The 26651-nt window shown below is 56.6% G+C and carries 27 protein-coding genes; 10 read left to right on the top strand and 17 right to left on the bottom strand.

Annotated elements, in window-relative coordinates; all coding sequences use genetic code 11:
- Positions 1-61: 61 nt before the first annotated feature.
- From mdcE to mdcA, 5 genes are read right to left on the bottom strand one after another with little or no spacing between them, the layout of a single operon-like run.
- Positions 62-862 (bottom strand): biotin-independent malonate decarboxylase subunit gamma, encoded by an 801-nt coding sequence (mdcE, locus tag B3B59_RS16760; protein ID WP_286809590.1) that lies wholly within the window; start codon positions 860-862, stop codon positions 62-64.
- A complete protein-coding gene (locus B3B59_RS16755) occupies positions 862-1695 on the bottom strand; it encodes a biotin-independent malonate decarboxylase subunit beta (protein WP_207292509.1) in 834 nt (277 codons plus the stop codon). The genes mdcE and B3B59_RS16755 overlap by 1 nt, the downstream gene beginning before the upstream one ends.
- Complete coding sequence (mdcC, locus tag B3B59_RS16750) at positions 1688-1987, bottom strand: malonate decarboxylase acyl carrier protein (protein ID WP_006177845.1); 300 nt, start codon at positions 1985-1987, stop codon at positions 1688-1690. Before mdcC ends, B3B59_RS16755 begins: the two co-directional genes overlap by 8 nt.
- A gap of 9 nt (positions 1988-1996) precedes the next feature.
- Entirely contained in the window at positions 1997-2854 is an 858-nt protein-coding gene (locus B3B59_RS16745; protein WP_286809578.1) for a triphosphoribosyl-dephospho-CoA synthase, read from the bottom strand.
- Positions 2854-4509 (bottom strand): malonate decarboxylase subunit alpha, encoded by a 1656-nt coding sequence (gene mdcA, locus B3B59_RS16740; RefSeq protein WP_046886745.1) that lies wholly within the window; start codon positions 4507-4509, stop codon positions 2854-2856. Before mdcA ends, B3B59_RS16745 begins: the two co-directional genes overlap by 1 nt.
- Positions 4510-4737: 228 nt before the next feature.
- Between mdcA and B3B59_RS16735 the strand changes: the two genes are divergently transcribed.
- From B3B59_RS16735 to B3B59_RS16725, 3 genes are read left to right on the top strand one after another with little or no spacing between them, the layout of a single operon-like run.
- Positions 4738-5760, top strand: coding sequence for a hydrolase (locus B3B59_RS16735; RefSeq protein WP_046886746.1), 1023 nt, complete (start codon positions 4738-4740; stop codon positions 5758-5760).
- Complete coding sequence (locus B3B59_RS16730; protein ID WP_040078324.1) at positions 5757-5975, top strand: YheU family protein; 219 nt, start codon at positions 5757-5759, stop codon at positions 5973-5975. Before B3B59_RS16735 ends, B3B59_RS16730 begins: the two co-directional genes overlap by 4 nt.
- A 30-nt stretch (positions 5976-6005) precedes the next feature.
- On the top strand, positions 6006-6875 hold the full coding sequence (locus B3B59_RS16725) for a phosphoribulokinase (protein ID WP_040078322.1): 870 nt from the start codon (positions 6006-6008) through the stop codon (positions 6873-6875).
- 66 nt (positions 6876-6941) lie between these two features.
- Here the strand turns inward: B3B59_RS16725 and B3B59_RS16720 are convergent, their stop codons facing one another.
- A complete protein-coding gene (locus B3B59_RS16720) occupies positions 6942-7346 on the bottom strand; it encodes an OsmC family protein (protein WP_040078321.1) in 405 nt (134 codons plus the stop codon).
- 310 nt (positions 7347-7656) lie between these two features.
- On the opposite strand from B3B59_RS16720, the gene crp reads away from it, so the two are divergent.
- Positions 7657-8289 carry a cAMP-activated global transcriptional regulator CRP gene (crp, locus tag B3B59_RS16715; protein ID WP_000242758.1) on the top strand — a complete coding sequence of 211 codons (633 nt, stop codon included), beginning with the start codon at positions 7657-7659 and terminating at the stop codon, positions 8287-8289.
- 57 nt (positions 8290-8346) lie between these two features.
- Positions 8347-10434 (top strand): YccS/YhfK family putative transporter, encoded by a 2088-nt coding sequence (locus B3B59_RS16710; protein WP_046886748.1) that lies wholly within the window; start codon positions 8347-8349, stop codon positions 10432-10434.
- On the opposite strand, the gene argD is transcribed toward B3B59_RS16710, so the two are convergent.
- From argD to ppiA, 5 genes are all read right to left on the bottom strand, one after another.
- The gene (gene argD, locus B3B59_RS16705; RefSeq protein ID WP_286809577.1) at positions 10435-11655 is read right to left on the bottom strand and encodes a bifunctional acetylornithine/succinyldiaminopimelate transaminase; all 1221 of its coding nucleotides are present in this window, start codon (positions 11653-11655) and stop codon (positions 10435-10437) included.
- A gap of 87 nt (positions 11656-11742) precedes the next feature.
- Positions 11743-12306: an aminodeoxychorismate synthase component 2 gene (gene pabA, locus B3B59_RS16700; protein WP_286809576.1), complete on the bottom strand. Its 564-nt coding sequence runs from the start codon at positions 12304-12306 to the stop codon at positions 11743-11745.
- Positions 12307-12338: 32 nt separating this feature from the next.
- Entirely contained in the window at positions 12339-12941 is a 603-nt protein-coding gene (locus tag B3B59_RS16695) for a putative adenosine monophosphate-protein transferase Fic (RefSeq protein ID WP_046886751.1), read from the bottom strand.
- Entirely contained in the window at positions 12931-13098 is a 168-nt protein-coding gene (locus B3B59_RS16690; protein ID WP_072056378.1) for a YhfG family protein, read from the bottom strand. Before B3B59_RS16690 ends, B3B59_RS16695 begins: the two co-directional genes overlap by 11 nt.
- Positions 13099-13207: 109 nt before the next feature.
- Positions 13208-13780: a peptidylprolyl isomerase A gene (gene ppiA, locus B3B59_RS16685; RefSeq protein ID WP_286809574.1), complete on the bottom strand. Its 573-nt coding sequence runs from the start codon at positions 13778-13780 to the stop codon at positions 13208-13210.
- Between the two features lie 278 nt (positions 13781-14058).
- Between ppiA and tsgA the strand changes: the two genes are divergently transcribed.
- Positions 14059-15243: an MFS transporter TsgA gene (gene tsgA, locus B3B59_RS16680; RefSeq protein ID WP_040078313.1), complete on the top strand. Its 1185-nt coding sequence runs from the start codon at positions 14059-14061 to the stop codon at positions 15241-15243.
- A 3-nt stretch (positions 15244-15246) separates the two neighbouring features.
- Here tsgA and B3B59_RS16675 read toward each other — a convergent pair whose 3' ends face one another.
- The gene (locus B3B59_RS16675) at positions 15247-16563 is read right to left on the bottom strand and encodes a cytosine deaminase (RefSeq protein WP_212478422.1); all 1317 of its coding nucleotides are present in this window, start codon (positions 16561-16563) and stop codon (positions 15247-15249) included.
- Positions 16564-16803: 240 nt separating this feature from the next.
- Between B3B59_RS16675 and nirB the strand changes: the two genes are divergently transcribed.
- The 4 genes from nirB to cysG all read left to right on the top strand — a co-directional run bounded on the left by nirB (position 16804) and on the right by cysG (position 21933).
- On the top strand, positions 16804-19347 hold the full coding sequence (gene nirB / locus B3B59_RS16670; protein ID WP_040078311.1) for a nitrite reductase large subunit NirB: 2544 nt from the start codon (positions 16804-16806) through the stop codon (positions 19345-19347).
- Positions 19344-19670 carry a nitrite reductase small subunit NirD gene (nirD, locus tag B3B59_RS16665; RefSeq protein ID WP_040078310.1) on the top strand — a complete coding sequence of 109 codons (327 nt, stop codon included), beginning with the start codon at positions 19344-19346 and terminating at the stop codon, positions 19668-19670. Before nirB ends, nirD begins: the two co-directional genes overlap by 4 nt.
- A gap of 68 nt (positions 19671-19738) precedes the next feature.
- The gene (nirC, locus tag B3B59_RS16660) at positions 19739-20548 is read left to right on the top strand and encodes a nitrite transporter NirC (RefSeq protein WP_040078309.1); all 810 of its coding nucleotides are present in this window, start codon (positions 19739-19741) and stop codon (positions 20546-20548) included.
- Between the two features lie 11 nt (positions 20549-20559).
- Entirely contained in the window at positions 20560-21933 is a 1374-nt protein-coding gene (cysG, locus tag B3B59_RS16655) for a siroheme synthase CysG (protein WP_286809573.1), read from the top strand.
- 60 nt (positions 21934-21993) lie between these two features.
- Here cysG and trpS read toward each other — a convergent pair whose 3' ends face one another.
- From trpS to damX, 5 genes are all read right to left on the bottom strand, one after another.
- Positions 21994-22998: a tryptophan--tRNA ligase gene (gene trpS / locus B3B59_RS16650; protein WP_040078306.1), complete on the bottom strand. Its 1005-nt coding sequence runs from the start codon at positions 22996-22998 to the stop codon at positions 21994-21996.
- Positions 22991-23752 (bottom strand): phosphoglycolate phosphatase, encoded by a 762-nt coding sequence (gph, locus tag B3B59_RS16645; RefSeq protein WP_040078305.1) that lies wholly within the window; start codon positions 23750-23752, stop codon positions 22991-22993. Before gph ends, trpS begins: the two co-directional genes overlap by 8 nt.
- Complete coding sequence (rpe, locus tag B3B59_RS16640) at positions 23745-24422, bottom strand: ribulose-phosphate 3-epimerase (protein WP_040078304.1); 678 nt, start codon at positions 24420-24422, stop codon at positions 23745-23747. Before rpe ends, gph begins: the two co-directional genes overlap by 8 nt.
- Positions 24423-24463: 41 nt before the next feature.
- Positions 24464-25276 carry an adenine-specific DNA-methyltransferase gene (gene dam / locus B3B59_RS16635; RefSeq protein WP_040078303.1) on the bottom strand — a complete coding sequence of 271 codons (813 nt, stop codon included), beginning with the start codon at positions 25274-25276 and terminating at the stop codon, positions 24464-24466.
- A 67-nt stretch (positions 25277-25343) separates the two neighbouring features.
- The gene (damX, locus tag B3B59_RS16630; RefSeq protein WP_263617138.1) at positions 25344-26606 is read right to left on the bottom strand and encodes a cell division protein DamX; all 1263 of its coding nucleotides are present in this window, start codon (positions 26604-26606) and stop codon (positions 25344-25346) included.
- Between the last annotated feature and the right edge of the window lie 45 nt (positions 26607-26651).

Raw genomic sequence — 26651 nt, 5'->3', positions numbered from 1 at the left:
CTCCCGTGTGGGCGCAACGGGTGCGCCCACGGGGACGTGCATCTGGCAGGTCTCTTTTTACTTACCAGCTGGCTCGCATGCGTTCGCGAACGAGTGCCGAGCTGCGGCGATTGTCAGCGCCTAAGCGGGTTTCCAGGGTGGCGTCCTGACGCGCGTCGTTGATGGCCTGTTGCAGCGTGGTTTTCACCTGCGCCAGATCGTTATCGGTTGGGGCATCCGGGTTGTTGATATCCAGCAGGCTGGAAAGCAGCCCCAGCGTGGCGTAGTTGCTGATGTCATACGCCATCGGCGGAATGGTGGCCGCCAGTTTTTCCAGCGCCTCCACGGTACGCAGGGTGATACGCGCCGCTGACTCTTTACCCATTGCGTGGATCAGCACCCCTTTGTCGTTAAAGGCGATCAGGCGGTTAGCCTGGTAGCCGTGCGCCAGAAACGCGCCGGACATCGCTTTGCCGACAATCAGGCCAATCACCGGATGACCGGCCAGGCGCGCGTTAGCGTAGGCCGCAGCGGCACCGGCCAGCGCCTGGTGAATACCAAACGCCTCTTCACGACGACCATAGGCCTGACTTGGGACGTCAATCACCGCCACAATCGGCCGTTTAACCGCTTTATCGGCATCAGCGGCAACGGTTTCGCTGACCACTTTTGCCAGCGTCCAGCCTTCAAGCAGGCCCACTTCGCCCTGCGCGGCACGCGGATAGTGGTTGTTGGCATCCGGAACGACGGCGACAAAACGTACCGTTTCACCGTTAAGCTCACCGTCTGCGGCCTGCACGGACGGGCAGAGCCCTTCCAGACGTTTGGCGTTCGGGGCGAGGGTTTCCAGCCAGAGTTCGCCACGGCTCATTGAATTACTCATCATTTCACCTCCCGGGCAAAAAGCGCTTTGATCTGTTCGGCATCGGCCTGTTTGCGGGTGTCGAAATTCGTCAGACGGTTCAGGTAATCGTCGTAGTTATCGGTGCGGTGTTTCGCCGGCACGCCTTTCGCCATCGCGTCGTTCATTGCCGCTTTCACCGCGTTCACGCCATCACCCACCAGCGCATCCACCAGGCCGCTTTCATAGCGCACTTCGCCGCCGGTCATGCTCCAGATAAACGGACGGTCGCGGGAGTCGTACTCTTCAATCCCCGCCTCCTGTTCGATAACCTGTGGGCCGTTCAGGCCAAGACGCGCTTCGCGGGTCACAATCAGGTAGCTGCACAGCGCTGCGGCGATGGACATACCACCGAAGCAGCCCACGGTCCCGGCCACAATGCCGATCACCGGCGTGTAGCGACGCAGATCGACAATCGCGGCGTGGATATCGGCAATCGCCGCCAGGCCCAGGTTGGCTTCCTGCAAGCGTACGCCGCCGGTTTCGAGGCACAGCACCGCCTGAGTCGGGATGCCGTTGCGGTTATCTTCCGCCGCCAGCTCCAGCGCCGCCGCCATTTTGGCACCGGACACTTCACCCATACTGCCGCCCTGGAACGCGCCTTCGATGGCAACTACCACGGCAGGCTGACCGTTGATGGTCCCTTTCGCTACCACCATGCCGTCGTCGGCCTGTGGCACAATCCCCTGCGGCCCCAGCCACGGAGAAATAATGCCTTCAAACGGATCCAGCAGTTCGCGGTAGCTGCCCTCATCCAGCAGCGCCTGCGCACGCTGACGTGCTTTTAGTTCGATAAAGCTGCTGTCATCACGCATGGCTCACCCCCTCAAAAACCTGTTCGATACGAATGCGCGCCACGCCCGGCGTCGCGCCGAAGTCGTGGATGGTCAGTTTGCCTGCGGGCAGGCTGCTGACGGTTTGCAGGCGGGTAAACAGGGCTTCCCAGCGACCGCGGCTGTTGTCGACGGAAGTGGTGATATCAATGGTTAACGTCTGGCCCGGTTCGGCGGCGAAAAGCACCTCCATATCCCCGGAACCGACAACCCCTGCCAGCGCCTTACCGCTTAACGCGCGGCTGGCGGGCATGGTTAATGTGATTTTTTCCATAACATCCTCTTAATGCTTTGAATATGGCGTTTCGACGCGGTCGAGAAACAGCGTGGCGGCAAGCAGGTCGGCAGCACCGCCCGGTGAGGCGTTGAGTGCCAGCATCTGACGATCTAACGTTGCCAGCGCCAGTTGGCCTGCGGGCGTGGCACATCCTCCGGCGTTCAGCACGGCGCGGGCGCCGTCCTGCATGGCGTCCAGCCCCTCCATTCCGGCGCGCGACAGCACGCAGGTATCGGTAAGCGACGTCATGATGGCCATCAGCGCGTCGAGCCTCGCCTGCGCTTCGCTGCTGCCGTGAAGTCGGCTCAGACGAAGCTGCGGCAGCGCACGCTGCATGATGTGCGGAAACGCCTCCTGTGCCTCTTCACGCGCGCCCGGCACGCGATAGCGATGCGTGGCGCGTAGCCCTTTGCTGAACACTTTCGGTGCGGCGTCATCCGGCAGTTTTGCCAGCCGGGCGGCGGTCTCTGCGACGGTTTGCGCAGAGGCGTCGCCGCCCTGCATCGCCACCGCGCTGACCAGTAATCCCAGCGCCCAAATCGCACCCCGGTGGGTATTGACCCCGCCGGTTGCCTTCATCATCTGCTGCTCGCCTTCGCGGCCAAGCCGCCCGACGGTTTGCCTGAGCGCGATGTCAGCCGGACGCTGCCAGCTTTGCTGCGCCAGCGCCTGAAACGTAGGGGTCAGGCTGTACGCGGAGCGCTCCATTAGCGCCAGCGTAAGATCGTGGTGCGCGCCGTTCCCCCGACTGTCCACCAGACCGGGTTTCGGGCTTAATCGTGCTTCGTCAATCAGACACTGCGTGGCGGTTCGCGCCAGCCATTCGGCACCGCCTTCAACCTGAATCTGGGGCAGAAGTTTCATTACCAGCTCCGGAATTTCGCAGGTGGGTTATACAGACCGCCGGACCACTCAACGAGGTCAGACACGCTGCCCGCCGCCAGCAGTGAGCGGGTGGCATCGGTGCGGCGAATGCCCATATCTTCTGGGTAAACCACTTTTCCGCTCTGACGAAGTTCTGCGACGCGTTTGGCGTCTACGCCCAGACCGATATCGGTGATCCCCGCCACGGCAGCAACCATCGCCCGACGCTCTTCCAGATCTTTGGCACGATAGAGGTAAGCAATCCCCTCTTCGGTCAGGACGTGGGTCACGTCATCGCCGTAAATCATCACTGGTGCCAGCGGCATCCCGGAGGCTTTCGCCACGTCAACGGCATCCAGTTTCTCCACGAAGGTCGGCTTCACGCCTGCCTGGAAGGTTTCCACCATCTGTACGACCAGTTTTTTACCACGCTGCAGTGGGTCAGGCTCGGTGATCATGTTCAGCCAGGCCGGTGTGGCGTGGCGACGACCGTGCGGGTCGTGCCCCATGTTTGGCGCACCGCCGAAGCCGGAGAGACGCCCGCGGGTCACGGTTGAGGAGTTAGCGTAGCCGTCCACCTGGAGGGTGGAACCGATAAACATATCCACCGCATACTGGCCTGCCAGCTGGCAGAAGGCGCGGTTGGAACGCATGGAGCCGTCGGCGCCGGTAAAGAAGATGTCCGGACGGGCGCGGATGTACTCTTCCATCCCCAGCTCGCCGCCGAAGCAGTGCACGCTCTCCACCCAGCCGCTCTCAATCGCCGGGATCAGCGTTGGGTGCGGGTTCAGAGTCCAGTGCTTACAGATTTTGCCTTTCAGGCCGAGCTGTTCGCCGTAGGTCGGCAGCAGCAGCTCAATCGCTGCGGTGTTAAAGCCGATCCCGTGGTTGAGGGACTGCACCTGATGTTCCGCGTAGATGCCCTTAATCGCCATCATCGCCATCAGGATGTGTTCCTGTTTGATCAGGCGCGGGTCGCGGGTGAACAGCGGTTCAATAAAGAACGGCTTGTCGGCCACTACCACGTAGTCGATCCAGGAGCCTGGAATATCCACGCGCGGCAGATCGCATTCGTCGTCCACCAGCTCGTTCACCTGTGCGATGACGATCCCGTCGTGGAACGCGGCGGCTTCAACCAGCGCCGGGGTATCTTCAGTGCTCGCCCCGGTATAGAGGTTACCTTTACGGTCCGCTTTAAAACCGGCAATCAGGGCCACGTTGGGCGAGAGGTCGACGTAGAGGCGGGAATAGAGTTCGATATAGGTGTGAATCGCGCCGATTTCGAGCTGGCCATCTTCCAGCAGCTGCGAAATACGCAGGCTCTGGGTACCCGAGAAAGAGAAGTCCAGCTTGCGGGCGATGCCTTTCTCGAAGATATCCAGATGCTCGCTGCGCCCGACGCTTGGCATGATCATATGCAGGTCATGCACAATCTGCGGGTTCACTTCAGCGAGTGAGCGGGAAAGAAAATCTGCCTGCTTCTGGTTGTTGCCTTCCAGAACGACTTTGTCGCCTGGTGCGATCAGTTTTTCCAGCATGGCGACAAAATCGCCAGTCGGCAGTACCTTGCCCTGAACCGGTACGGATGCCAGACGACGCGCTTTTTCCGTGCGTCTGGTGTTCCATTGCCGGGTAGGTGTTTGCCCAGATAACATTATTAACCTCCTGATTCAGCACATCATTCTGATTTGCTTAACGTTGAGTAAAGTGTGCGCGCTGGTGAGAAAGGCATCAATTAAGCGTAGAGCGCAATCATTAGCCTGAGAGTAATAATCAACGTTAGGAAATGTGATCGGGATCAGTTCATGTTTCGGAAATACGGGCTAAACGGGGTACAATTCGGAAGGTATAGTAAATTTCAGACAAGAATCATCATCATCCTTATGACTCAAATTATTCCATCAGACTTCGACATTGCGACCGAAGAGAGCGCAGAATTTGTGCCCATGCGCGGCGTGGCGAATCGCCATCTGCAAACCATGCTGCCGCGCCTTATTCGCCGCAAAGTGCGCTTCACGCCGCATTGGCAGCGTCTCGACCTGCCCGATGATGATTTTGTCGATTTAGCCTGGAGTGAAGAGCCGCTCAGTGCGCAACATAAACCCCGGCTGGTGGTGTTCCACGGCCTGGAGGGGAGCCTGCACAGCCCTTATGCTCACGGTCTGATTGAGGCGGCGAAAGCGCGCGGCTGGCTTGGCGTGGTGATGCATTTTCGTGGATGTAGCGGCGAGCCAAATCGGCAAAAGCGCATCTATCACTCCGGGGAAACGGAAGACGGTACCTGGTTCCTGCGCTGGCTGGCCGAAACGCTCGGCCCGGCCCCTACCGCTGCGGTGGGGTATTCACTCGGGGGAAACATGCTCGCCTGCCTGCTGGCGAAAGAGGGTGAAAGCGTTCCGCTGGATGCCGCCGCCATCGTCTCGGCGCCGTTTATGCTGGAGCAGTGCAGTTACCATATGGAAAAAGGCTTTTCGCGCGTTTATCAGCGCTATCTGCTGAACCTGCTGAAAGCCAATGCAGCGCGAAAGCTGAAGGCTTATCCCGACACGCTGCCGGTGAGCCTGCGCCAGTTGAAGAAAGTGCGCCGTATTCGCGAGTTCGACGATCTGATCACCGCGAAAATCCACGGATTTGCCGATGCGATCGACTATTACCGCCAGTGCAGCGCCATGCCCGTACTGAGTAAGATCACCAAGCCAACGCTGATTATTCATGCTAAAGACGATCCCTTTATGGATCATCACTCCATCCCGGCGCAGGAATTTTTGCCCGCTAACGTCCATTATCAACTGACCGAGCACGGCGGCCACGTCGGCTTTGTTGGCGGCACGTTGCGTCGTCCACAGATGTGGCTGGAAACCCGTATTCCGGACTGGCTGACAACATACCTGGAACCGAAACTATGATCATTCCCTGGCAAGATCTGGCTCCCGAAACGCTGGATAATCTGATTGAAAGCTTTGTGTTACGTGAAGGCACAGATTATGGTGAACAAGAACGCACGCTCGAACAGAAAGTGGCCGATGTTAAGCGTCAGCTGCAAAACGGCGAGGTACTGATCGTATGGTCCGAGCTACATGAAACCGTCAACGTCATGCCCCGCAATCAATTTCGCGGTTAATCGCTTCATCTTTCTACTCAGGGAGTTGCTATGTCCGCCAGACATCCGGTTATTGCCGTCACAGGATCGAGTGGTGCAGGCACCACCACTACCAGCCTCGCCTTTCGTAAAATCTTCTCTCAGCTTCATTTAAGCGCCGCAGAGGTCGAGGGTGACAGCTTTCACCGCTACACCCGTCCTGAGATGGACATGGCCATTCGTAAAGCGCGCGATCTGGGTAAGCACATCAGCTATTTCGGCCCGGAAGCGAACGATTTCGGCCTGCTGGAGCAAACCTTTCTCGAGTATGGCCTGAGCGGTAAAGGACAGTCACGCAAATACCTGCACACCTATGACGAAGCGGTGCCCTGGAATCAGGTGCCGGGCACCTTCACCCCCTGGCAGCCGCTGCCGGAGCCGACGGATGTGCTGTTTTACGAAGGGCTGCACGGCGGCGTGGTCACGCCACAGCACGACGTGGCGCGCCATGTTGACCTGCTGGTGGGCGTGGTGCCTATCGTTAACCTCGAGTGGATTCAGAAACTGACCCGTGATACCAGCGAGCGTGGACATTCGCGTGAGGCGGTGATGGACTCCGTGGTGCGCTCGATGGAAGACTATATCAATTTCCTGACGCCGCAGTTCTCGCGCACCCACATCAATTTCCAGCGCGTCCCTACGGTGGACACCTCTAACCCCTTTGCGGCTAAAGCTATCCCCTCTCTGGATGAGAGCTTTGTGGTGATCCATTTCCGCAACCTGGAGGATATCGATTATCCCTGGCTGCTGGCGATGCTGCAGGGCTCATTTATTTCGCATATGAATACGCTGGTCGTGCCGGGCGGGAAGATGGGGCTGGCGATGGAGCTGATTATGACGCCGCTGGTGCAAAGATTGATGGAAGGGAAGAAGATCGCATAAGCCTGGTCCCTCTCCCTGTGGGAGAGGGTTAGGGTGAGGGCATCAACACGCACGATGCCCGATAAATTACGCCTCGATCACCTCATACGAATGCGTAATATTCACCGCTTTCTCCAGCATCAACGCCACGGAGCAATACTTCTCTGCTGACAGATCCACGGCGCGGGAGACCGCCGCGTCTTTCAGTTCTTTACCCGTGACAATGAAGTGCAGGTTGATATGCGTGAACAGGCGCGGCGCCTCTTCACGGCGTTCCGAGGTCAGTTTCACTTCGCAGTTTGTCACCTCATGGCGGCCTTTTTGCAGGATAGAAACCACATCAATTGCGCTGCAACCGCCGGCGGCCATCAGCACCATCTCCATCGGGCTTGGCGCCTTATCTCCGGAGTTGCCGTCCATCAAAATCTGGTGCCCGGAAGCCGACTCGCCCAGGAACGTTAAGCCCTCAACCCATTTCACACGCGCTTGCATTGTAGTTAACTCCGAAGTTGCAATTTTCCTGACAGATTACGCGCCAGTAACAATTCTGGCAACGGAAGGCGACCTGTATCAAGCTGAAGCGAGACACCAGGAGACAGGCGGCTAAAGCTATGCTAAAACAGTCTGGATGCTACAGTAATACATTGACATTACGCATGTATGCAGAGGACATCACACATTACAGGCTGCTGAATATTGTGACAGCCCGATTCCCAGGAATGGGGAAGAATTCGATTGCAACCCCAGAGTGAAGGCGTCCATCCCGGCTCTGGAGACAGCTTATAACAGAGGATAACAGCGCATGGTGCTTGGCAAACCGCAAACAGACCCGACTCTCGAATGGTTCTTGTCTCATTGCCACATTCATAAGTACCCATCGAAGAGCACGCTGATTCACCAGGGTGAAAAAGCGGAAACGTTGTATTACATCGTTAAAGGCTCCGTGGCCGTGTTGATCAAAGATGAAGAAGGGAAAGAGATGATCCTTTCTTATCTGAACCAGGGCGACTTTATTGGCGAACTGGGCCTGTTTGAAGAAGGTCAGGAACGTAGCGCCTGGGTACGGGCAAAAACCGCGTGTGAAGTGGCTGAGATCTCCTACAAGAAGTTCCGCCAGCTGATCCAGGTGAACCCGGACATTCTGATGCGCCTCTCTTCGCAGATGGCACGCCGCCTGCAGGTGACTTCTGAGAAAGTGGGTAACCTCGCCTTCCTGGACGTGACCGGCCGTATCGCTCAGACGCTGCTGAATCTGGCAAAACAACCTGACGCGATGACCCACCCGGATGGTATGCAGATCAAAATCACCCGTCAGGAGATTGGTCAGATTGTGGGTTGTTCCCGCGAAACCGTTGGCCGTATTCTGAAAATGCTGGAAGATCAGAACCTGATCTCCGCCCACGGCAAAACGATCGTGGTTTACGGGACGCGTTAATTCCGAAAGAACGGCGTGCCATCGCAAGATGTCACGCCGTTTTTGTCTCTGGCATCTATGTGGCGCAGGCTGATTTATCACCCGGAAGTTAACTACGCACTCCGACAAACGCTGGTGCTGTGTCTTCCTGTGGCCGTCGGTCTGATTCTCGGCCACCTGCAACAGGGTCTGCTCTTCTCTCTCGTGCCTGCCTGCTGCAACATCGCAGGGCTGGATACTCCCCATAAACGCTTTTTCAAACGCCTGATCGTTGGCGGCTCGCTCTTTGCCGGCTGTAGCCTCGCCGTCCAGTTACTGCTGGCCCGCGACATCCCCCTGCCCCTGATCCTCACCCTGCTGGCAATGACGTTAGGGGTGACGGCAGAGATCAGCTCTTTGCATGCCAGGCTGCTACCCGCCTCGCTGATTGCCGCCATCTTTACCCTGAGCCTGGCGGGCAATATGCCGGTGTGGGAGCCGTTGCTGATCTATACGCTGGGCACGCTCTGGTATGGGCTGTTTAACTGGTTCTGGTTCTGGATGTGGCGCGAACAGCCGCTGCGGGAATCGCTGAGCTTGTTGTACCGCCAGCTTGCCGACTACTGCGAAGCGAAATATACCCTGCTCACCCAGCATACCGACCCGGAAAAATCCCTGCCGCCGCTGCTGGCCCGCCAGCAGAAGGTGGTGGATCTTATCAGCCAGTGTTATCAGCAGTTACACATGCTGGCAGCTAACAGAAATCACGAATACAAACGTCTGTTGCGAACCTTCCAGGTCGGGCTCGACTTGCAGGAGCATATCTCCGTCAGCCTGCATCACCCGGAAGAGGTGCAAAAGCTGGTGGAACGCAGCCACGCCGAAGCCGTGATCAGATGGAATGCCCAGACCGTCGCTGCACGCCTGCGTGTGCTCTCGGATAATATCCTCTATCACCGCTACCCCACCCGCTTCAGCATGGACAAGCAGCTGGGGGCGCTGGAGAAAATCGCCCGGCAGCACCCGGAAAACCCGGTTGGGCAGTTCTGTGCCTGGCACTTTAGCCGCATCGCCCGCGTGCTACGTACCCAGCGTCCGCTCTACTCGCGCGACCTGATGGCCGATAAGCAAAAACGTCTGCCGCTCTTCCCGGCGCTGAAAAGTTATCTGTCGCTCAAGTCTTCCGCGCTGCGCAATGCCGCACGCATCAGCGTCATGCTCAGCATCGCCAGCCTGATGGGGATGGCCCTCCATTTACCGAAGCCCTACTGGATCCTTATGACCGTCCTGCTGGTTACGCAAAACGGCTACGGGGCGACGCGGGTACGCATATTCCACCGGGCAGGCGGTACCCTGGCAGGGCTGATTATCGCGGGTGCCACGCTGCACTTCCACGTGCCGGAGGGCTTTACGTTACTGAGCATGCTGCTGATTACGCTGGTGAGCTACCTGATCATCCGTAAAAATTACGGCTGGGCGACGGTCGGCTTTACGGTGACCGCGGTATACACGCTGCAGCTCCTCACGCTGAACGGCGATCAGTTTATCATCGCCCGTCTCGCAGACACGCTGATAGGCTGTTTAATCGCTTTTGGCGGCATGGTGTGGCTGTGGCCGCAGTGGCAAAGCGGGTTGCTACGACAGAACGCCCACGATGCGCTGGAAGCCGACCAGGAGGCTATTCGCCTGATCCTGAGCAGTGATCCTCAGCCAACACCGCTTGCCTGGCAGCGCATGAAGGTGAACCAGGCGCACAACGCCCTGTTCAACTCGCTGAATCAGGCGATGCAGGAGCCGGGGTTCAATTCACACTACCTGGCCGACATGAAGCTGTGGGTCACGCACAGCCAGTTCATCGTAGAACATATCAATGCCATGACGACGCTGGCGCGGGAACACACCATGCTGACGCCGGATCTGGCCGAGCGCTATCTGCAGTCTTGTGAAATTGCGCTGCAGCGTTGTCAGCAGCGGCTGGATTATGACGCGCCGGGAGAGAGTGGCGACGCCAATATTCTGGAAGCGCCGGAGACGCTGACCCACGGGCCGATGAGCACCCTGGAGCAGCATCTACAACGCATATTGGGGCATTTGAGTACCATGCACACCATTTCGTCGGTGGCATGGCGTCAACGTCCGCATCACGGTGTCTGGTTAACCCGTATCTTGAAGCGGACGCCGTACTGATCAGGCCTGGACCACGCGCTTCACCGCGGCGGCAAAACGGCTCAATCCCTCGTCAATATCGTTATCTTCCACCACCAGCGAAGGGGCAAAGCGCATCACGTCCGGGCCCGCATTGAGGACCATCACCCCTTCCTGCGCCGCAGCGTGCAGGAAATCACGCGCCCGCCCTTTAAACTGCGGCTTAAGCTCAGCACCGACCAGCAGCCCCATCCCACGGATTTCGCTGAAAACGTCATACTGCTCGTCGATCTGCTGCAGCTGTTTTACAAAGCGTTCACGCTTCGCGTTCACGCCGCTAAGCACTTCGGGCGTATTAATAATATCAAAGGCCGCGCCCGCAATAGCGCAGGCAAGCGGATTACCGCCGTAAGTAGAGCCGTGAGACCCCACGTGGAATGCGGAGGCGATATCCTGCGTGGTGAGCACCGCGCTGATCGGGAAGCCGCCGCCCAGCGCTTTAGCGCTGGTGAGAATATCTGGCGTCACGCCGTAATGTTGATAGGCGAAAAGCTCGCCGGTTCGGCCCATGCCGCTCTGTACTTCGTCAAAGACCAGCAGCGCCTGATGCTGGTCGCACAGATCGCGCAGCCCCTGCAGAAACGCCGGCGTCGCCGCCGTCACGCCGCCTTCGCCCTGAATCGGCTCCACCACTACGGCGCAGGTATGATCGTCCATCACCGCCTTCACCGCATGCAGATCATTGAAGGGAACATGGATGATGTCAGCCGGTTTCGGGCCAAATCCATCGGAATACTTCGGCTGGCCGCCAACGGAAACCGTGAATAACGACCGCCCGTGAAAGGCATTATGAAAAGCGATGATTTTGGTTTTGTAGGGGCTATGGCGGGTAGAGGCATAGTAACGGGCCAGTTTAAAGGCAGTTTCGTTGGCTTCGGTCCCCGAGTTCATAAACAACACACGTTCGGCAAAGGTCGCATCAATGATCTTACGTCCCAGGCGCAGGGCGGGTTCATTGGTGAAGACGTTGCTGGTGTGCCACAGGGTCTCGCCCTGAGTTTTCAGCGCCTCTACCAGCGCCGGGTGGCAGTGGCCTAACGCGGTAACCGCAATCCCGCCGGCGAAATCAACGTACTCTTTCCCCTCCTGATCCCAGACGCGGCTCCCTTTCCCCTTAACCGGGATAAATTCAGCCGGTGCATAAACTGGCAGAATGACGTCGTCGAATGTCGCGCGTGTAATTGCAGATTGTTCAGTTGCCATGTAACCCCACCCTTTTTTAAGCAAAAACAGGAAGTGAAAATATAATCACGAAATATGCTTAAAAAATCACTTTGTGGCAACTAAAAATCAACGATGAAGGAAATTAGCCAGCAGTTGGTGCCCCTGTTCGCTAAGAATGCTCTCCGGATGGAACTGGACGCCTTCCAGATCCCACTCACGATGGCGGATACCCATGATCTCCTGCGTCTCACTCCAGGCGGTGACCTCAAAGCAGGCGGGAAGCGTAGCAGGATCAATTAACAGCGAGTGATAGCGGGTCACGGTGAGCGGGTTGTTTAGCCCCTGGAAAACGCCGGTCCCGCTATGGGTGATGGGGCTGGTTTTACCATGCATGACCCTTGCTGCACGGACAATGCTCGCGCCAAATACCTGAGCAATGGCCTGATGGCCGAGGCAGACGCCGAGCAGCGGTATGTTACCGGCATAATGGCGGATGACCTCAAGCGAGATCCCTGACTCATTAGGCGTGCAGGGGCCAGGCGAGATAACGATTTTTTGTGGATCCAGAGCAGCGATATCCGCCAGCGTTAGCGCATCGTTTCGTCGTACTTCCACCTTGGCCCCCAGCTCGCAAAAATACTGGTACAGGTTCCAGGTGAACGAATCGTAATTATCAATCAGTAAAATCATGGCGGCTCCGGGTCAACAATCGCCGCCCTATTTTACTCAGATTCTCCCGCTTCGCTCACCACTTTGCCAAAGATGGTCTGCAACGCGCTGAGATCGCCCATCGCCCCGCTCTGATTGGCCTGCGCCCAGGCCTCGGGATCAATATCGCGCCAGTTGAGCTGGTAACCCGCATGGATAGCCAGTTGTTCAAAGAAGATGCGCTGCGCAATACCATTGCCGATACGGAATGGATGCAGGACGTTAATTTCACAATAATAATGGCTGAGGCGGGCGACAAACTCCTCTGGGTTCAATCCCACCAGGTACGCTTCATCCTCCAGATCCTGCATCAGGGCATTGCCCTCTTTTTCGATATAGGCGAAGTGACAAAAGCGGGTGTCCCCCTGGTAAATATCGATTTCGCGAATCTCACCCGCCCAGTCAAACACATCCTGGTAAAGATGGCGATGAATGGCGCACAGATGTGGCAAGCCGCGCGCAGAGGGCCCCAGGGGCAAAGTTGCAGCGCGCAGAGCCGTCAGTTCATAGGCCGCCTGCGCAAGGCGTTCGGCCTGGCGAATTCCCAGCCGGTTACGCATCACATTCAAACCGGGATAGAGATAAGGGTCGCGACCGTCGCCGTATTTATCGCTCATAGTGCCTCCTGAGTTCCTCAAGGCGCACCTGCGCTTCTTCCGCATTAAGCGTAACCAGTGGACTGTCGACCCCCTCAAGGAGGCGGCTGGCCCGGAAATTGGCATTTCGTAGCTGCTCCCAGAGACGGGATTTTTGCTTATCGGTGAGCTTTTTCACTTATGTCCTCCCTGCTTGTGTCCGTGTTTGCCACAAGTATAAGCAGCAAATAGCGGTTCCGCAGGGAGGAAAACGCATCGCGGACGTAGAATGCCCGCGTGAAGGGCGATTAAGGCAGGACTTTCGCGGAGAGGATAACTATCGGTTTTGACGGAACATTTTGGTATGGGCCCACGTCGTGAGTCTGCACCTGAGAAATCTTATCCGCCACGTCCATTCCTTTCACAATTTTACCAAACACTGCATAGCCAAAATCACGCTGTCCGTGATCGAGGAAAGCATTGTCAGCCACATTGAGGAAGAACTGGCTGGTTGCGCTGTCTTTATCAGCGGTACGCGCCATAGAGATGGTACCGCGCTTGTTCAGCAGTCCGTTATCCGCTTCGTTTTTGATTGGCGGGTTAGGCTTCTTCTGCTGCATCTGCTCGGTGAAACCGCCGCCCTGGATCATAAAGCCCGGGATCACACGGTGGAAGGTGGTGTTGTTATAGAAGCCACTGTTTACGTAATCGAGGAAGTTTTTTACCGATACAGGGGCTTTCTGGCTATTCAATTCCAGCTCAATGTTGCCGGCGGAAGTGGTCAACAGAACGTGAGGGTCTCCTTTCGCTGCCAGCGCAGCAGGAGAAACGGCAGAAAGAGCAAACACAGCTGCAACAGCCGCCAGTGTTGATTTGAGCATGAGAATTCCTTAACAAAGCGCAGTATAAAAAGCGAATGGCTTGATTCTAAAGAGCAGTATGAGCCGAGACCAGCCTTTTACCTAATTTTACGAAAATGAAACAATTATTACCGCGCAAACGATTGGTTATCTCGCCGATTAATGTGATCTGGATCACATATAAAACTGCAACGATCTTCAAATTTCTCTTAAAAGATATGAATGGATCACTTTAATGTCTAAAATCTGCCCGCCCTCAGCGCCCTTTCCGGCGCTTCTCTTTTTTGAACAGGCCAGACATGACTAACAGCAATCGCATCAAGCTCACATGGATCAGCTTCTTCTCCTACGCCCTGACCGGCGCGTTGGTGATCGTCACCGGGATGGTGATGGGAAATATCGCAGACTACTTCCAGCTGCCCGTTTCCAGCATGAGTAACACCTTCACCTTCCTTAACGCGGGGATCTTGATCTCCATCTTCCTGAACGCCTGGCTGATGGAAATTGTCCCGCTGAAAACACAGCTGCGCTTTGGCTTCGTGCTGATGGTTGCCGCCGTGGCGGGCCTGATGCTCAGCCACAGCATCGCGCTCTTCTCTGCCGCCATGTTCGTACTGGGTCTGGTGAGCGGGATCACCATGTCCATCGGTACCTTCCTGATTACTCACATGTATGAAGGCCGTCAGCGCGGCGCTCGCCTGCTCTTTACCGACTCCTTCTTTAGCATGGCCGGCATGATATTCCCGATGGTGGCTGCCGTGTTGCTGGCACGTAGCATTGAGTGGTACTGGGTATACGCCTGCATCGGGCTGGTGTACGTAGCGATCTTTATTCTGACCTTCGGCTGCGACTTCCCGGTGCTGGGCAAAAAAGCGCAGACGACCTCAGAGCCGGTGGTGAAAGAGAAATGGGGCATCGGCGTACTGTTTCTCTCTATCGCCGCCCTGTGCTACATCCTGGGGCAACTGGGCTTTATCTCCTGGGTACCGGAATATGCGAAAGGTCTCGGCATGAGTCTGAATGACGCAGGTAAACTGGTGAGCGATTTCTGGATGTCTTACATGTTCGGTATGTGGGCGTTTAGCTTCATCCTGCGCTTCTTCGACCTGCAGCGCATTCTGACCGTACTGGCGGGGCTGGCAACCGTGCTGATGTATCTGTTCATCAACGGTTCACCGGAGCATATGCCATGGTTTATTCTGACCCTGGGCTTCTTCTCCAGCGCGATTTATACCTCCATCATTACGCTGGGATCGCTGCAGACCAAAGTGGCCTCGCCGAAGCTGGTGAACTTCGTTCTGACCTGCGGCACCATCGGCACCATGCTGACCTTTGTGGTTACCGGCCCGATCGTGGCGCACAGCGGCCCGCTGGCCGCCCTGCATACCGCTAACGGTCTGTACGCCGTGGTGTTTGTTATGTGTCTGGTACTGGGCTTTGTGACCCGCCACCGCCAGCACAACATGGCGGCAGCGTCGCACTAAACCTTATGCCCCTTTGCGCTCTGCGAAGGGGCTGTTTTTCGTAAAGAATACCTCCTCCCCACCGTTATCCATCTGAATCCAGGTCTGCGCCAGCTGCGTGGTGGCAATCACCCGCCCGTGACGAATTGACCAGCGTACCGGCACCTGACAGCGCACCGCTTCAAAACCGCTCTCCGCGGGCAAAATAATCAGGTTCGCCGGATTTCCCGTCTCGATGCCGTAATCACTCAGTCCGAAGGTGCGGGCGCTGTTGTGAGTGATCAGGTTCAGCCCACTGTCGATCTGCGAATAACCCATCATCTGGCACACATGTAGCCCCATATGCAGCACCTGCAGCATATTGCCGGTGCCGAGTGGGTACCAGGGATCAAAGACGTCATCATGGCCGAAGCAGACGTTAATCCCCGCCTCCTGCAGCTCTTTAACCCGGGTAATGCCCCGACGCTTAGGGTAGTCGTCAAAGCGACCCTGCAGGTGGATATTCACGAGCGGGTTAGCCACAAAGTTAATCCCCGACATCTTCAGCAGCCGGAACAGCCGCGAGGTGTAAGCGCCATTGTAGGAGTGCATAGCGGTAGTGTGGCTGGCGGTCACGCGCGGGCCAATGCCTGCCTCATAGGCCAGGGTTGCCACTGTCTCGACAAACCGTGACTGTTCGTCGTCGATTTCATCGCAGTGAATGTCCAGCGGACGGTCATATTTCTTCGCCAGCGCGAAGGCGATGTGCAGCGACTCCACGCCATATTCGCGGGTGAACTCAAAATGCGGGATTGCGCCGACCACATCCGCCCCCAGCTTTAACGCCTCTTCCAGCAGCGCCGCGCCGTTCGGGTAAGAGAGGATCCCCTCCTGCGGAAATGCCACGATTTGCAGCGTCACCCACGGCGCCACCTCCTGCTTCACCTCCAGCATGGCCTTCAGGGCGGTAAGCGTCGGGTCGGAGACATCCACGTGGGTACGTACAAACTGGATGCCGTTGGCAATTTGCCATTTCAGCGTCTTCCAGGCGCGTGCTTTCACATCGTCGTGGCTCAGCTGCGCCTTGCGCTCCGCCCAACGTTCAATGCCCTCGAACAGGGTGCCGGACTGGTTCCAGTTCGGCTCACCTGCGGTCTGGGTGGTATCGAGATGAATATGCGGCTCAATAAACGGCGGGATCGCCAGGCCGCCGCGGCCATTAAGCACTTCATAACTTTCAGCGTGGGCATCGCCCATTGGCGTAATCTCGCCAAAATGACCGTTCTCCACGGCAAGTTGCCAAAGCCCTTCACGGCCAGGTAAACGGACATTCTGGATAAGCCAAAGCGGAGCTGTACTCATGATGTTCTCCTGAAAAACGCGGCTGAAATTTAGAGGTAGCCGGATCGGCATAATAACCCTGTAATTTGTACACAAATTCAACAAAGACGAAAAGCTCGATATTTCCGCAACTTAGAAAATCCCTGACAAATCAGGCATCTACCCACTAAGGAGTAGTTGAAGGCGTATTTGATTTACATCAATAAGTGGCTTTGCTGAATCGTTAAGGTAGGCAGTAATAGAAAAGAAATCGAGGCAAAAATGAGCAAAGTCAGACTCGCTATCATCGGTAACGGCATGGTCGGCCACCGCTTTATTGAGGATCTTCTCGATAAAGCCGAGGCTGACCAGTTCGACATTACCGTGTTCTGTGAAGAACCCCGTAAGGCGTACGACCGCGTGCACCTCTCCTCCTACTTCTCTCACCACACTGCCGAAGAGCTCTCTCTGGTGCGTGACGGCTTTTACGAGAAGCATGGCGTGAAGGTGCTGGTGGGCGAGCGCGCTATCACCATTAACCGTCAGGAAAAAGTGATTCATTCCAGTGCGGGACGCACGGTTTTTTACGACAAGCTGATCATGGCGACTGGCTCCTATCCATGGATCCCGCCCATTAAAGGCTCAGAAACCCAGGATTGCTTCGTTTATCGCACCATTGAAGATCTGAACGCCATCGAGTCCTGCGCCCGCCGTAGCAAACGCGGCGCGGTCGTCGGCGGCGGTCTGCTCGGTCTGGAAGCGGCCGGTGCGCTGAAGAACTTAGGCGTTGAAACTCACGTCATCGAATTTGCCCCGATGCTGATGGCAGAACAGCTCGACCACATGGGTGGCGATCAGCTGAAACGCAAAATCGAAAGTATGGGTGTGAAGGTACACACCAGCAAGAATACCAAAGAGATCGTGCAGGAAGGCACCGAGGCGCGTAAAACGATGCGCTTCGCCGACGGCAGCGAGCTGGAAGTCGACTTTATCGTCTTCTCTACCGGTATTCGTCCTCGCGACAAACTGGCGACCCAGTGCGGCCTGGCCGTGGCCCAGCGCGGCGGGATCATGATTAACGACACCTGTCAGACCTCCGATCCGGATATCTACGCCATCGGTGAGTGTGCCAGTTGGGAGAACCACGTCTACGGTCTGGTCGCCCCTGGTTACAAAATGGCGCAGGTCGTGGCAGACCATATCCTGGGTAATGAAAATGCCTTCGCGGGCGCCGACATGAGCGCCAAGCTGAAACTGCTGGGCGTGGACGTGGGCGGCATCGGTGATGCGCATGGTCGCACCCCGAACTCTCGCAGCTACGTTTACCTCGACGAAAGCAAAGAGGTCTATAAACGCCTTATCGTTAGCCCGGATAACAAAACCCTGCTCGGCGCGGTGCTGGTGGGCGACACCAGCGACTACGGTAACCTGCTGCAACTGGTTCTGAACGGGATTGAGCTGCCGGAGAATCCGGACGCCCTGATCCTCCCGGCTCACGCCTCCAGCGGTAAGCCCTCCATTGGGGTAGATAAACTGCCGGATAGCGCGCAGATCTGCTCCTGCTTCGACGTCACCAAAGGCATGCTGGTTGCGGCCATCAACAAAGGCTGTCACACCGTTGCGGCGCTGAAAGCCGAAACCAAAGCCGGTACCGGCTGCGGGGGTTGTATCCCGCTGGTAACTCAAGTGCTGAACGCCGAGCTGGCCAAACAGGGCATCGAAGTGAATAACAACCTGTGCGAGCATTTCGCTTACTCTCGCCAGGAGCTGTATCACCTGATTCGTGTTGAAGGCATCAAATCCTTCGACGAATTACTGGAAAAACACGGCCAGGGTTATGGCTGTGAAGTGTGTAAACCGACAGTGGGCTCACTGCTGGCCTCGTGCTGGAACGACTACATCCTTAAACCGCAGCATACGCCGCTGCAGGATACCAACGACAACTTCCTGGCCAACATCCAGAAAGATGGTACCTACTCGGTGATCCCACGCTCTGCCGGTGGCGAAATCACGCCGGAAGGGCTGGTCGCGGTTGGTCGCATTGCACGCGAGTTTAACCTCTATACCAAAATCACCGGTTCTCAGCGTATCGGCCTGTTTGGTGCGCAGAAAGATGACCTGCCGGAAATCTGGCGTCAGCTGATTGAAGCCGGTTTCGAAACCGGTCACGCGTATGCTAAAGCGCTGCGTATGGCGAAAACCTGCGTAGGCAGCACCTGGTGCCGCTACGGCGTGGGCGATAGCGTGGGCTTTGGCGTAGAGCTGGAAAACCGCTACAAAGGCATCCGTACGCCACACAAAATGAAGTTTGGCGTCTCCGGCTGTACCCGTGAATGTGCGGAAGCGCAGGGTAAAGACGTGGGTATCATTGCTACCGAGAAGGGCTGGAACCTGTACGTCTGCGGTAACGGCGGGATGAAACCACGCCATGCGGATCTGCTGGCGGCGGACATTGATCGCGAAACGCTGATCAAATACCTCGACCGCTTCATGATGTTCTACATCCGCACTGCGGACAAACTGACCCGTACCGCCCCGTGGTTAGATAATCTGGAAGGCGGTATCGACTACCTGAAGTCGGTCATTATTGACGACAAACTGGGTCTGAACGCACACCTGGAAGAAGAGATGGCCCGCCTGCGCGACGCGGTGATTTGCGAGTGGACAGAAACCGTGAACACCCCGGCCGCTCAGGTTCGCTTCAAACACTTCATCAACAGCACCCAGCGCGACCCGAACGTGCAAGTGGTGCCTGAGCGCGAGCAGCACCGTCCTGCAACACCGTATGAACGCATTCCCGTCACTCTGGTGGAGGAAAACGTATGAGCCAGTGGGTAAACATCTGCAGCATTGACGCTATTCTGCCTGCAACCGGCGTATGTGCGCTTTTAGGTAACGAGCAGGTCGCCATTTTTCGTCCACGCCACGATGAACAGGTTTTTGCCATCAGCAATATCGACCCGTTCTTCGAGTCCAGCGTGCTCTCCCGCGGCCTGATTGCTGAACACCAGGGTGAACTGTGGGTTGCCAGTCCGCTGAAAAAACAGCGTTTCCGTCTGAGCGACGGGCTCTGTATGGAAGACGAAGGCCACTCCGTGAAGCACTATGACGTCCGGGTGAAGGATGGGCAGGTGCAACTGCGCGGTTAACACTTATTGGGAGGCGCAACGCCTCCCTTTTTTTAAATTTTTCTTTTTATTTTCAGGATAATCAAACCATGTTCACAGACACTATTAACAAGTGTGCGGCTAACGCTGCGCGCATCGCGCGGCTCAGCACGAATAATCCCCTCGGTTTTTGGGTCAGCTCAGCGATGGCGGGTGCCTACGTTGGTCTGGGCATCATTTTGATCTTCACCCTCGGCAATCTGCTGGAGCCCTCTGTCCGTCCGCTGGTGATGGGCGCAACCTTTGGTATCGCATTAACCCTGGTCATCATCGCCGGATCGGAGCTCTTCACGGGCCATACCATGTTCCTGACGCTGGGCGTTAAAGCGGGCACCATTACCCAGGGCCAGATGTGGGCCATCCTGCCGCAAACCTGGATGGGTAACCTGCTGGGCTCGGTCTTCGTCGCGCTGCTGTATAGCTGGGGTGGCGGAAGCCTGCTGCCTGTGGATACCAGCATCGTTCACTCCGTAGCGCTGGCGAAGACGACTCAGCCAGCTATGGCTCTGTTCTTCAAGGGCGCGCTCTGTAACTGGCTGGTATGTCTGGCAATATGGATGGCAATCCGTACCGAAGGCGCGGCCAGGTTTATCGCTATCTGGTGGTGCCTGCTGGCGTTCATCGCCTCCGGCTACGAGCACTCCGTGGCAAACATGACCCTCTTCGCCCTCTCCTGGTTTGGACACCATAGCGAAGCTTTCACCCTTTCGGGTATCGGCCATAACCTGTTGTGGGTAACCCTGGGCAATACCCTTTCGGGTGCAGTATTTATGGGCTTAGGTTACTGGTATGCTACCCCTAAAGCGGAGCGTCCGACTCCGGCCAACATCGCAACAGCACCGGCGAAAGCCCATTCTTAAGAGGTAATGTCGTGGATCACCTGCCAATATTTTGTCAATTACGCAACCGCGACTGCCTGCTGGTGGGCGGTGGTGATGTCGCCGAACGCAAAGCACGTCTGCTGTTAGAGGCAGGTGCACGACTAACCGTCAACGCTCTCGCGTTCGCGCCACAGTTTGAGGTCTGGGCGAAGGAAGGGATGCTCACCCTTGCGCCTGGCGAGTTTGACGAATCCCTGCTTGATACCTGCTGGCTGACCATCGCAGCCACGGACAATGATGACGTGAACCAGCGCGTCAGCGATGCCTGCGAAGTTCGCCGCATCTTCTGCAACGTGGTGGATGCGCCGAAAGAGGCGAGCTTTATCATGCCCTCCATCATCGACCGTTCGCCGCTGATGATTGCGGTGTCATCCGGGGGACGTTCGCCCGTTCTGGCTCGCCTGTTACGGGAAAAGCTGGAGGCCCTGCTGCCCCAGCACCTCGGGCAGATTGCACATTACGCCGGGCAACTTCGCTCCCGCGTGAAGCAAACCTTCCAGACCGTTGGGGAGCGCCGCCGCTTCTGGGAAAAATTCTTTGTTAACGACAGGCTGGCGCAGTCGCTGGCGAATCAGGATCAGAAGGCCATTGAAGAGACGACAGCGCAACTGCTGAGCGAGCCGCTGGATCATCGCGGTGAAGTGGTGCTGGTTGGCGCAGGCCCGGGTGATGCAGGCTTGCTGACATTGAAGGCGCTGCAGCAGATCCAGCAGGCAGATATCGTGGTTTACGATCGCCTCGTATCGGACGACATCATGAATCTGGTGCGACGCGATGCGGATCGCGTGTTCGTGGGCAAACGCGCGGGTTACCACTGCGTACCGCAGGAGGAGATTAATCAGATCCTGCTGCGCGAGGCGCAGAAAGGCAAACGCGTGGTGCGTCTCAAGGGGGGCGATCCCTTTATCTTTGGCCGCGGTGGCGAAGAGCTGGAAACCCTCTGCGAAGCGGGCATTCCCTTCTCCGTGGTGCCCGGTATTACGGCAGCTTCTGGCTGTTCGGCTTACTCCGGTATTCCGCTGACCCACCGTGATTACGCCCAGAGCGTACGTCTGGTAACGGGGCACCTGAAAACCGGCAGCGAACTGGACTGGCACAACCTGGCTGCTGAAAAACAGACGCTGGTGTTCTATATGGGGCTGAACCAGGCCGCCACGATTCAGGCGAAACTGCTGGAGCAGGGTATGGATGCAGAGATGCCCGTCGCGCTGGTGGAAAACGGCACCGCCGTTACGCAGCGGGTAGTGAACGGCGTTCTGACGCAGCTGGGTGAACTGGCACAACAGGTTGAAAGCCCGGCGTTGATTGTGGTTGGCCGGGTGGTGGAACTTCGCAACAAGCTCAACTGGTTCTCAAATCACTAACGGACAAGCATAAAAAAACCGGGGCCATCCCCGGTTTTTTTCACTGAGACTTCGCTGTATTTACGGTTTTGCCACAAAGCCAATCGCTTCGTAGACCGCTTTCAGGGTTTCAGACGCACGGGCACTGGCTTTTTCCGCCCCGTCTTTCATCACCTTCTGCAGGAAAGCTTCGTCGTTACGGAAACGGTGATAACGCTCCTGCAGGTCAATCAGCATACCGGACACTGCATCAGCAACTTCGCCTTTCAGGTGGCCATACATCTTACCTTCGAAGTGCTGCTCCAGCTCCGGAATGCTCTGGCCGGTCACGCCGGAGAGGATATCCAGCAGGTTAGAGACACCCGCTTTGTTCTGCACGTCGTAACGTACCACTGGCGGCTCATCAGAGTCGGTCACGGCGCGTTTCAGTTTTTTCACCACCGCTTTCGGATCTTCGAGCAGGCCGATAACGTTGTTGCGGTTATCGTCCGACTTGGACATCTTTTTGGTCGGCTCCAGCAGAGACATTACGCGCGCGCCGGATTTCGGAATGAACGGCTCCGGAACTTTGAAGATCTCGCCGTAGATGGCGTTAAAGCGCTGGGCGATATCGCGGCTCAGCTCCAGGTGCTGTTTCTGGTCTTCGCCAACCGGAACCTGATTGGTCTGATACAGCAGAATATCTGCAGCCATCAGCACCGGGTAATCGAACAGACCGGCGTTAATGTTTTCGGCATAGCGGGAAGATTTATCTTTGAACTGAGTCATACGGCTCAGCTCACCGAAATAGGTGTAGCAGTTCAACGCCCAACCCAACTGCGCATGCTCCGGCACGTGAGACTGAACGAAAATGGTGCTTTTCTCAGGATCGATACCGCAGGCCAGATAGAGGGCAAGCGTATCCAGCGTGGCTTTACGCAGCTGCTGTGGATCCTGACGCACGGTGATCGCGTGCTGGTCAACGATGCAGTAAATGCAGTGATAGTCATCCTGCATGTTTACCCACTGACGCAGCGCACCCATGTAGTTGCCAATGGTCAGTTCACCTGAGGGCTGTGCGCCACTAAAAACGATGGGCTTAGTCATTTTTCAATTCCTGATTTTCACTGTGCGGGAGCCCGAGTGCGGGCAGTAAATCTTTAAAGTGGTCGAAGACGTAATCCGGCTCACTGAGAGTAATGGCTTCACCGTAGTTGTAGCCATAGGTCAGGCCAACGGAGGGGCTCCCCGCGGCTTTCGCAGCCAGAATATCATTGCGGGAATCGCCCACAAAGAGCAGCGCTTCCGGCGATAAGGATAATTTTCCCGCCACCAACAACAGCGGCTCCGGGTGTGGTTTTTTGTTCTGTACGTCGTCGCCGCCAACAATCACTGAGAAATAGTGGGCGATATTCAGCGCTTCCAGCAGTGGGGCAACAAAGGGGGTCGGCTTATTGGTCACCAGCCCCAGCGGCAAGCCTTTGGCATGCAGCGCACTCAGCGTGGCCTCAACGTCCGGGAACAGGAAGCTGCCCTCTTCAACCGTCTCTTCATAGAAACGGTCAAACAGTTTGCGCAGGATACGTACCTGCTCTTCCTGAGGGATATCCGCATGGTCAACGCCCGGTTTGCCCTGTGCGGCGCGCTGAATGGCGCGCTCCTGGCGCGCCCAGCTTAATGCGCGCTCCATTAGCACATCGGCACCGTTGCCGATCCAGGTAATGACCCGCTCTTCGCCCGCAACGGGCAGCTCCAGTGCGTATAACGCCTGGTCGACTGCGCTGGTTAAACCCGGTGCGCTGTCCACCAGCGTACCGTCGAGGTCAAAGGCTACACCCCGAATTGCCTGCAATTTATTCATGACTTACCTTTGCCAGTTCGCTGCGCATTTCATCAATCACTTTGCGGTAGTCCGGCTGATCGAAGATGGCAGAACCGGCGACAAACATATCCGCACCTGCCGCTGCGATTTCACCAATATTATTGACCTTCACTCCCCCGTCCACTTCAAGACGAATGTCGTAGCCGGATTCGTCGATACGGCGGCGGACTTCACGCAGCTTATCCAGCGTTTGAGGAATAAAGGATTGACCACCAAAGCCCGGGTTGACGGACATCAGCAGAATGACATCCAGCTTATCCATCACGTAATCCAGGTAGCTCAGCGGCGTGGCCGGGTTGAACACCAGTCCGGCTTTACAACCGTGCTCTTTAATCAGTTGCAAGGTGCGGTCTACGTGCTCGGAGGCTTCCGGATGGAAAGTAATGATGCTGGCACCTGCGGCGGCAAAATCCGGCACGATGCGATCAACCGGCTTGACCATCAGATGTACGTCAATCGGCGCGGTGATACCGTAACTGCGCAGCGCCTTCAGCACCATCGGGCCGATGGTAAGATTCGGCACATAGTGGTTATCCATCACGTCGAAATGAACCACATCCGCGCCGGCAGCCAGCGCCTTCGCGGTATCTTCACCCAGGCGGGCGAAATCGGCCGACAGAATTGAGGGAGCAATCAAATACTGTTTCATCCGCATCTCCTTGAAAAGTTTATAGCGGCGGGCGAAACGGCTCAGGGTCGATAGAGAGCCAGCAGTTCGTCCACCTTTTTACGTGTGCCGCCGTTGCTGCTGATGCTACGGCGCACCTTCACCTGATAATGCTTCGCGGCTTTGTACCATTCGCGCGTATCAGGCGTGTCATGATTCGAAATTAACACCGGTATTCTTTTGCTGACCAGCTTTTCCGCCATCTCCGCCAGACGCGCCTGCTCGGCAGGGCTGAAGCTGTTGGTGTGATAGGCGGTAAAATTCGCTGTGGCAGACAGGGGGGCGTAAGGGGGGTCACAGTAGACCACCGAGTTTGCATCAGCACGATCCATACACTCCTCATACGAGAGGCAGTGGAACTCTGCATTCTGCGCTTTTTCGGCGAAGTGATACAACTCGGCCTGCGGGAAATAGGGGCGCTTATAACGGCCAAATGGCACGTTAAATTCGCCGCGCAGGTTATAGCGGCACAGGCCGTTGTAGCCATGGCGGTTGAGATAGAGGAACAACAGCGCACGGCGGAACGGCTCCTGGCTCTGATTAAATTCAGTGCGGAACTGGTAGTAAACGTCCGGATGATTATGCTCAGGCGTAAACAGCTTACGGGCCTCATCAACGAACTCGTCTGTCCGCTCTTTAACGATGTTATAGAGGCTGATCAGGTCGCTGTTGATATCCGCCAGGATGTAACGAGAAAAATCGGTATTGAGAAATACCGACCCGGCCCCGACAAAGGGCTCGATAAGGCACTCGCCTTTCGGCAGGTGTTTTTTAATATCATCAAGCAGGGGGTATTTCCCCCCTGCCCATTTCAGAAAAGCGCGATTTTTTTTCATGCTGACTAACTGATTACACCTTCTCCGGCTGTGGAGAAAGCTCCGACAGCATCCTGCGCTTCACAGATTATTTCAAATCGGACTGAACCTGACGGATAGGTTTAGCCCATGGGTTTTTCGCCTGAACGTCCGCTGGCAGCGAGGAAACAGCGCGTTTCGCCTCATCTTTAGAAGCATAAACACCGCTTACCAGCACGTACCATGGCTGACCGTTACGCGTGGTTTGATAGACCACATAGTTTTTCAGGTTCGACTTTTTAGCCCAACCGTTCAGGTTGTCATAGTTCGATGAGCTGCTCAGCTGCAACGTATAGTTGCTGGAGGGTGCAGATTTCAGCGAACTGACATTGCCAGTGGTTTTACCCGCGCTGCTGGTTGCAGTGGCTGTCGCTGCAGGAGCGGCAGGTGCCGTTGCGGTCGCCTTCGGCGCAGACGGCGCTGCTGTGGTCGGCGCTTTTACCGGTGCGCTGGTCACGGTTTCGCTGTGCTTAGGCTGCGCGGCTGGTTTTGGCTCTGCGGCTTTGGCTACGGGCTGTGGTTTGGTTTCACGTTTCGGCTCGATAACCGCCTGCTTGCGTTCCTGACGCGGTGCAGTCTGGGTCTGGCGAGGCGTTGATTCGGTCGCGGCGGTTTGCTGGCCATTCGCACCACGAATTGGCGCAACGGTAGCCGGTTCCGTCGGCAGCGTAGAGCTGACAACGTTGTTAACCTGCGTCTGGCCCTGCGGCTGAGTCAGCGCATTATTCAGATCGCCCTGAACTTCTACACGCTGCTGGCCCTCAGGCGCGGCAGCTGCCTCACCCTGAGTCGGTGTGGAAGAGACTGGCGGCAGAGAGATCTCTTGCTGAGTATTGCCAGCAGTCTGCTCTGCAGAGGTCGTGCCCGGGGCTGGCTGAGTGCCATTAGCCTGATCGGCGGCGTTACCGGAAAGATCGATACTCTTTTCCGTATTTGCGCTTTGGTTAGCCGACGGGGTAGAAGGTGCTTTGAGTGCGGAACCGACGCCAATAATCAACAGCAGCAGAACCAGCACACCCAGCCCCATCATCACATACTGGCGGGAGGCGGGCTTAGCGGCGGCTTTTTTACGTTTACGCGGGCGACGCTCTACGGGCGCTTCGTCCATTGAATCATCTTCGGACTCATACTCTTCTTCACGCTCATCGCGTGCGGTGCGGGCTCGCGACGGACGGCGGTCGTCACCATCAAGATCAACGTCATCAAAATTAATCTGCGGCTCGTTATCACGTTCTGAAGATTGACGAGTACGACCAGTACGACGATCGCTGGGATCGGGTTTCAGATCGTCTTCTGGTTTGAATTCATCCATTTAACACCCCACTCAACGGCTCATGCTTACAACGCTGCATATCAC

Origin of the sequence: Leclercia sp. UBA2479 (assembly GCF_002341985.1) — a bacterium.
Taxonomy (GTDB): domain Bacteria; phylum Pseudomonadota; class Gammaproteobacteria; order Enterobacterales; family Enterobacteriaceae; genus Enterobacter; species Enterobacter pneumoniae.
This window is presented reverse-complemented; position numbering and strand designations above follow the sequence as displayed.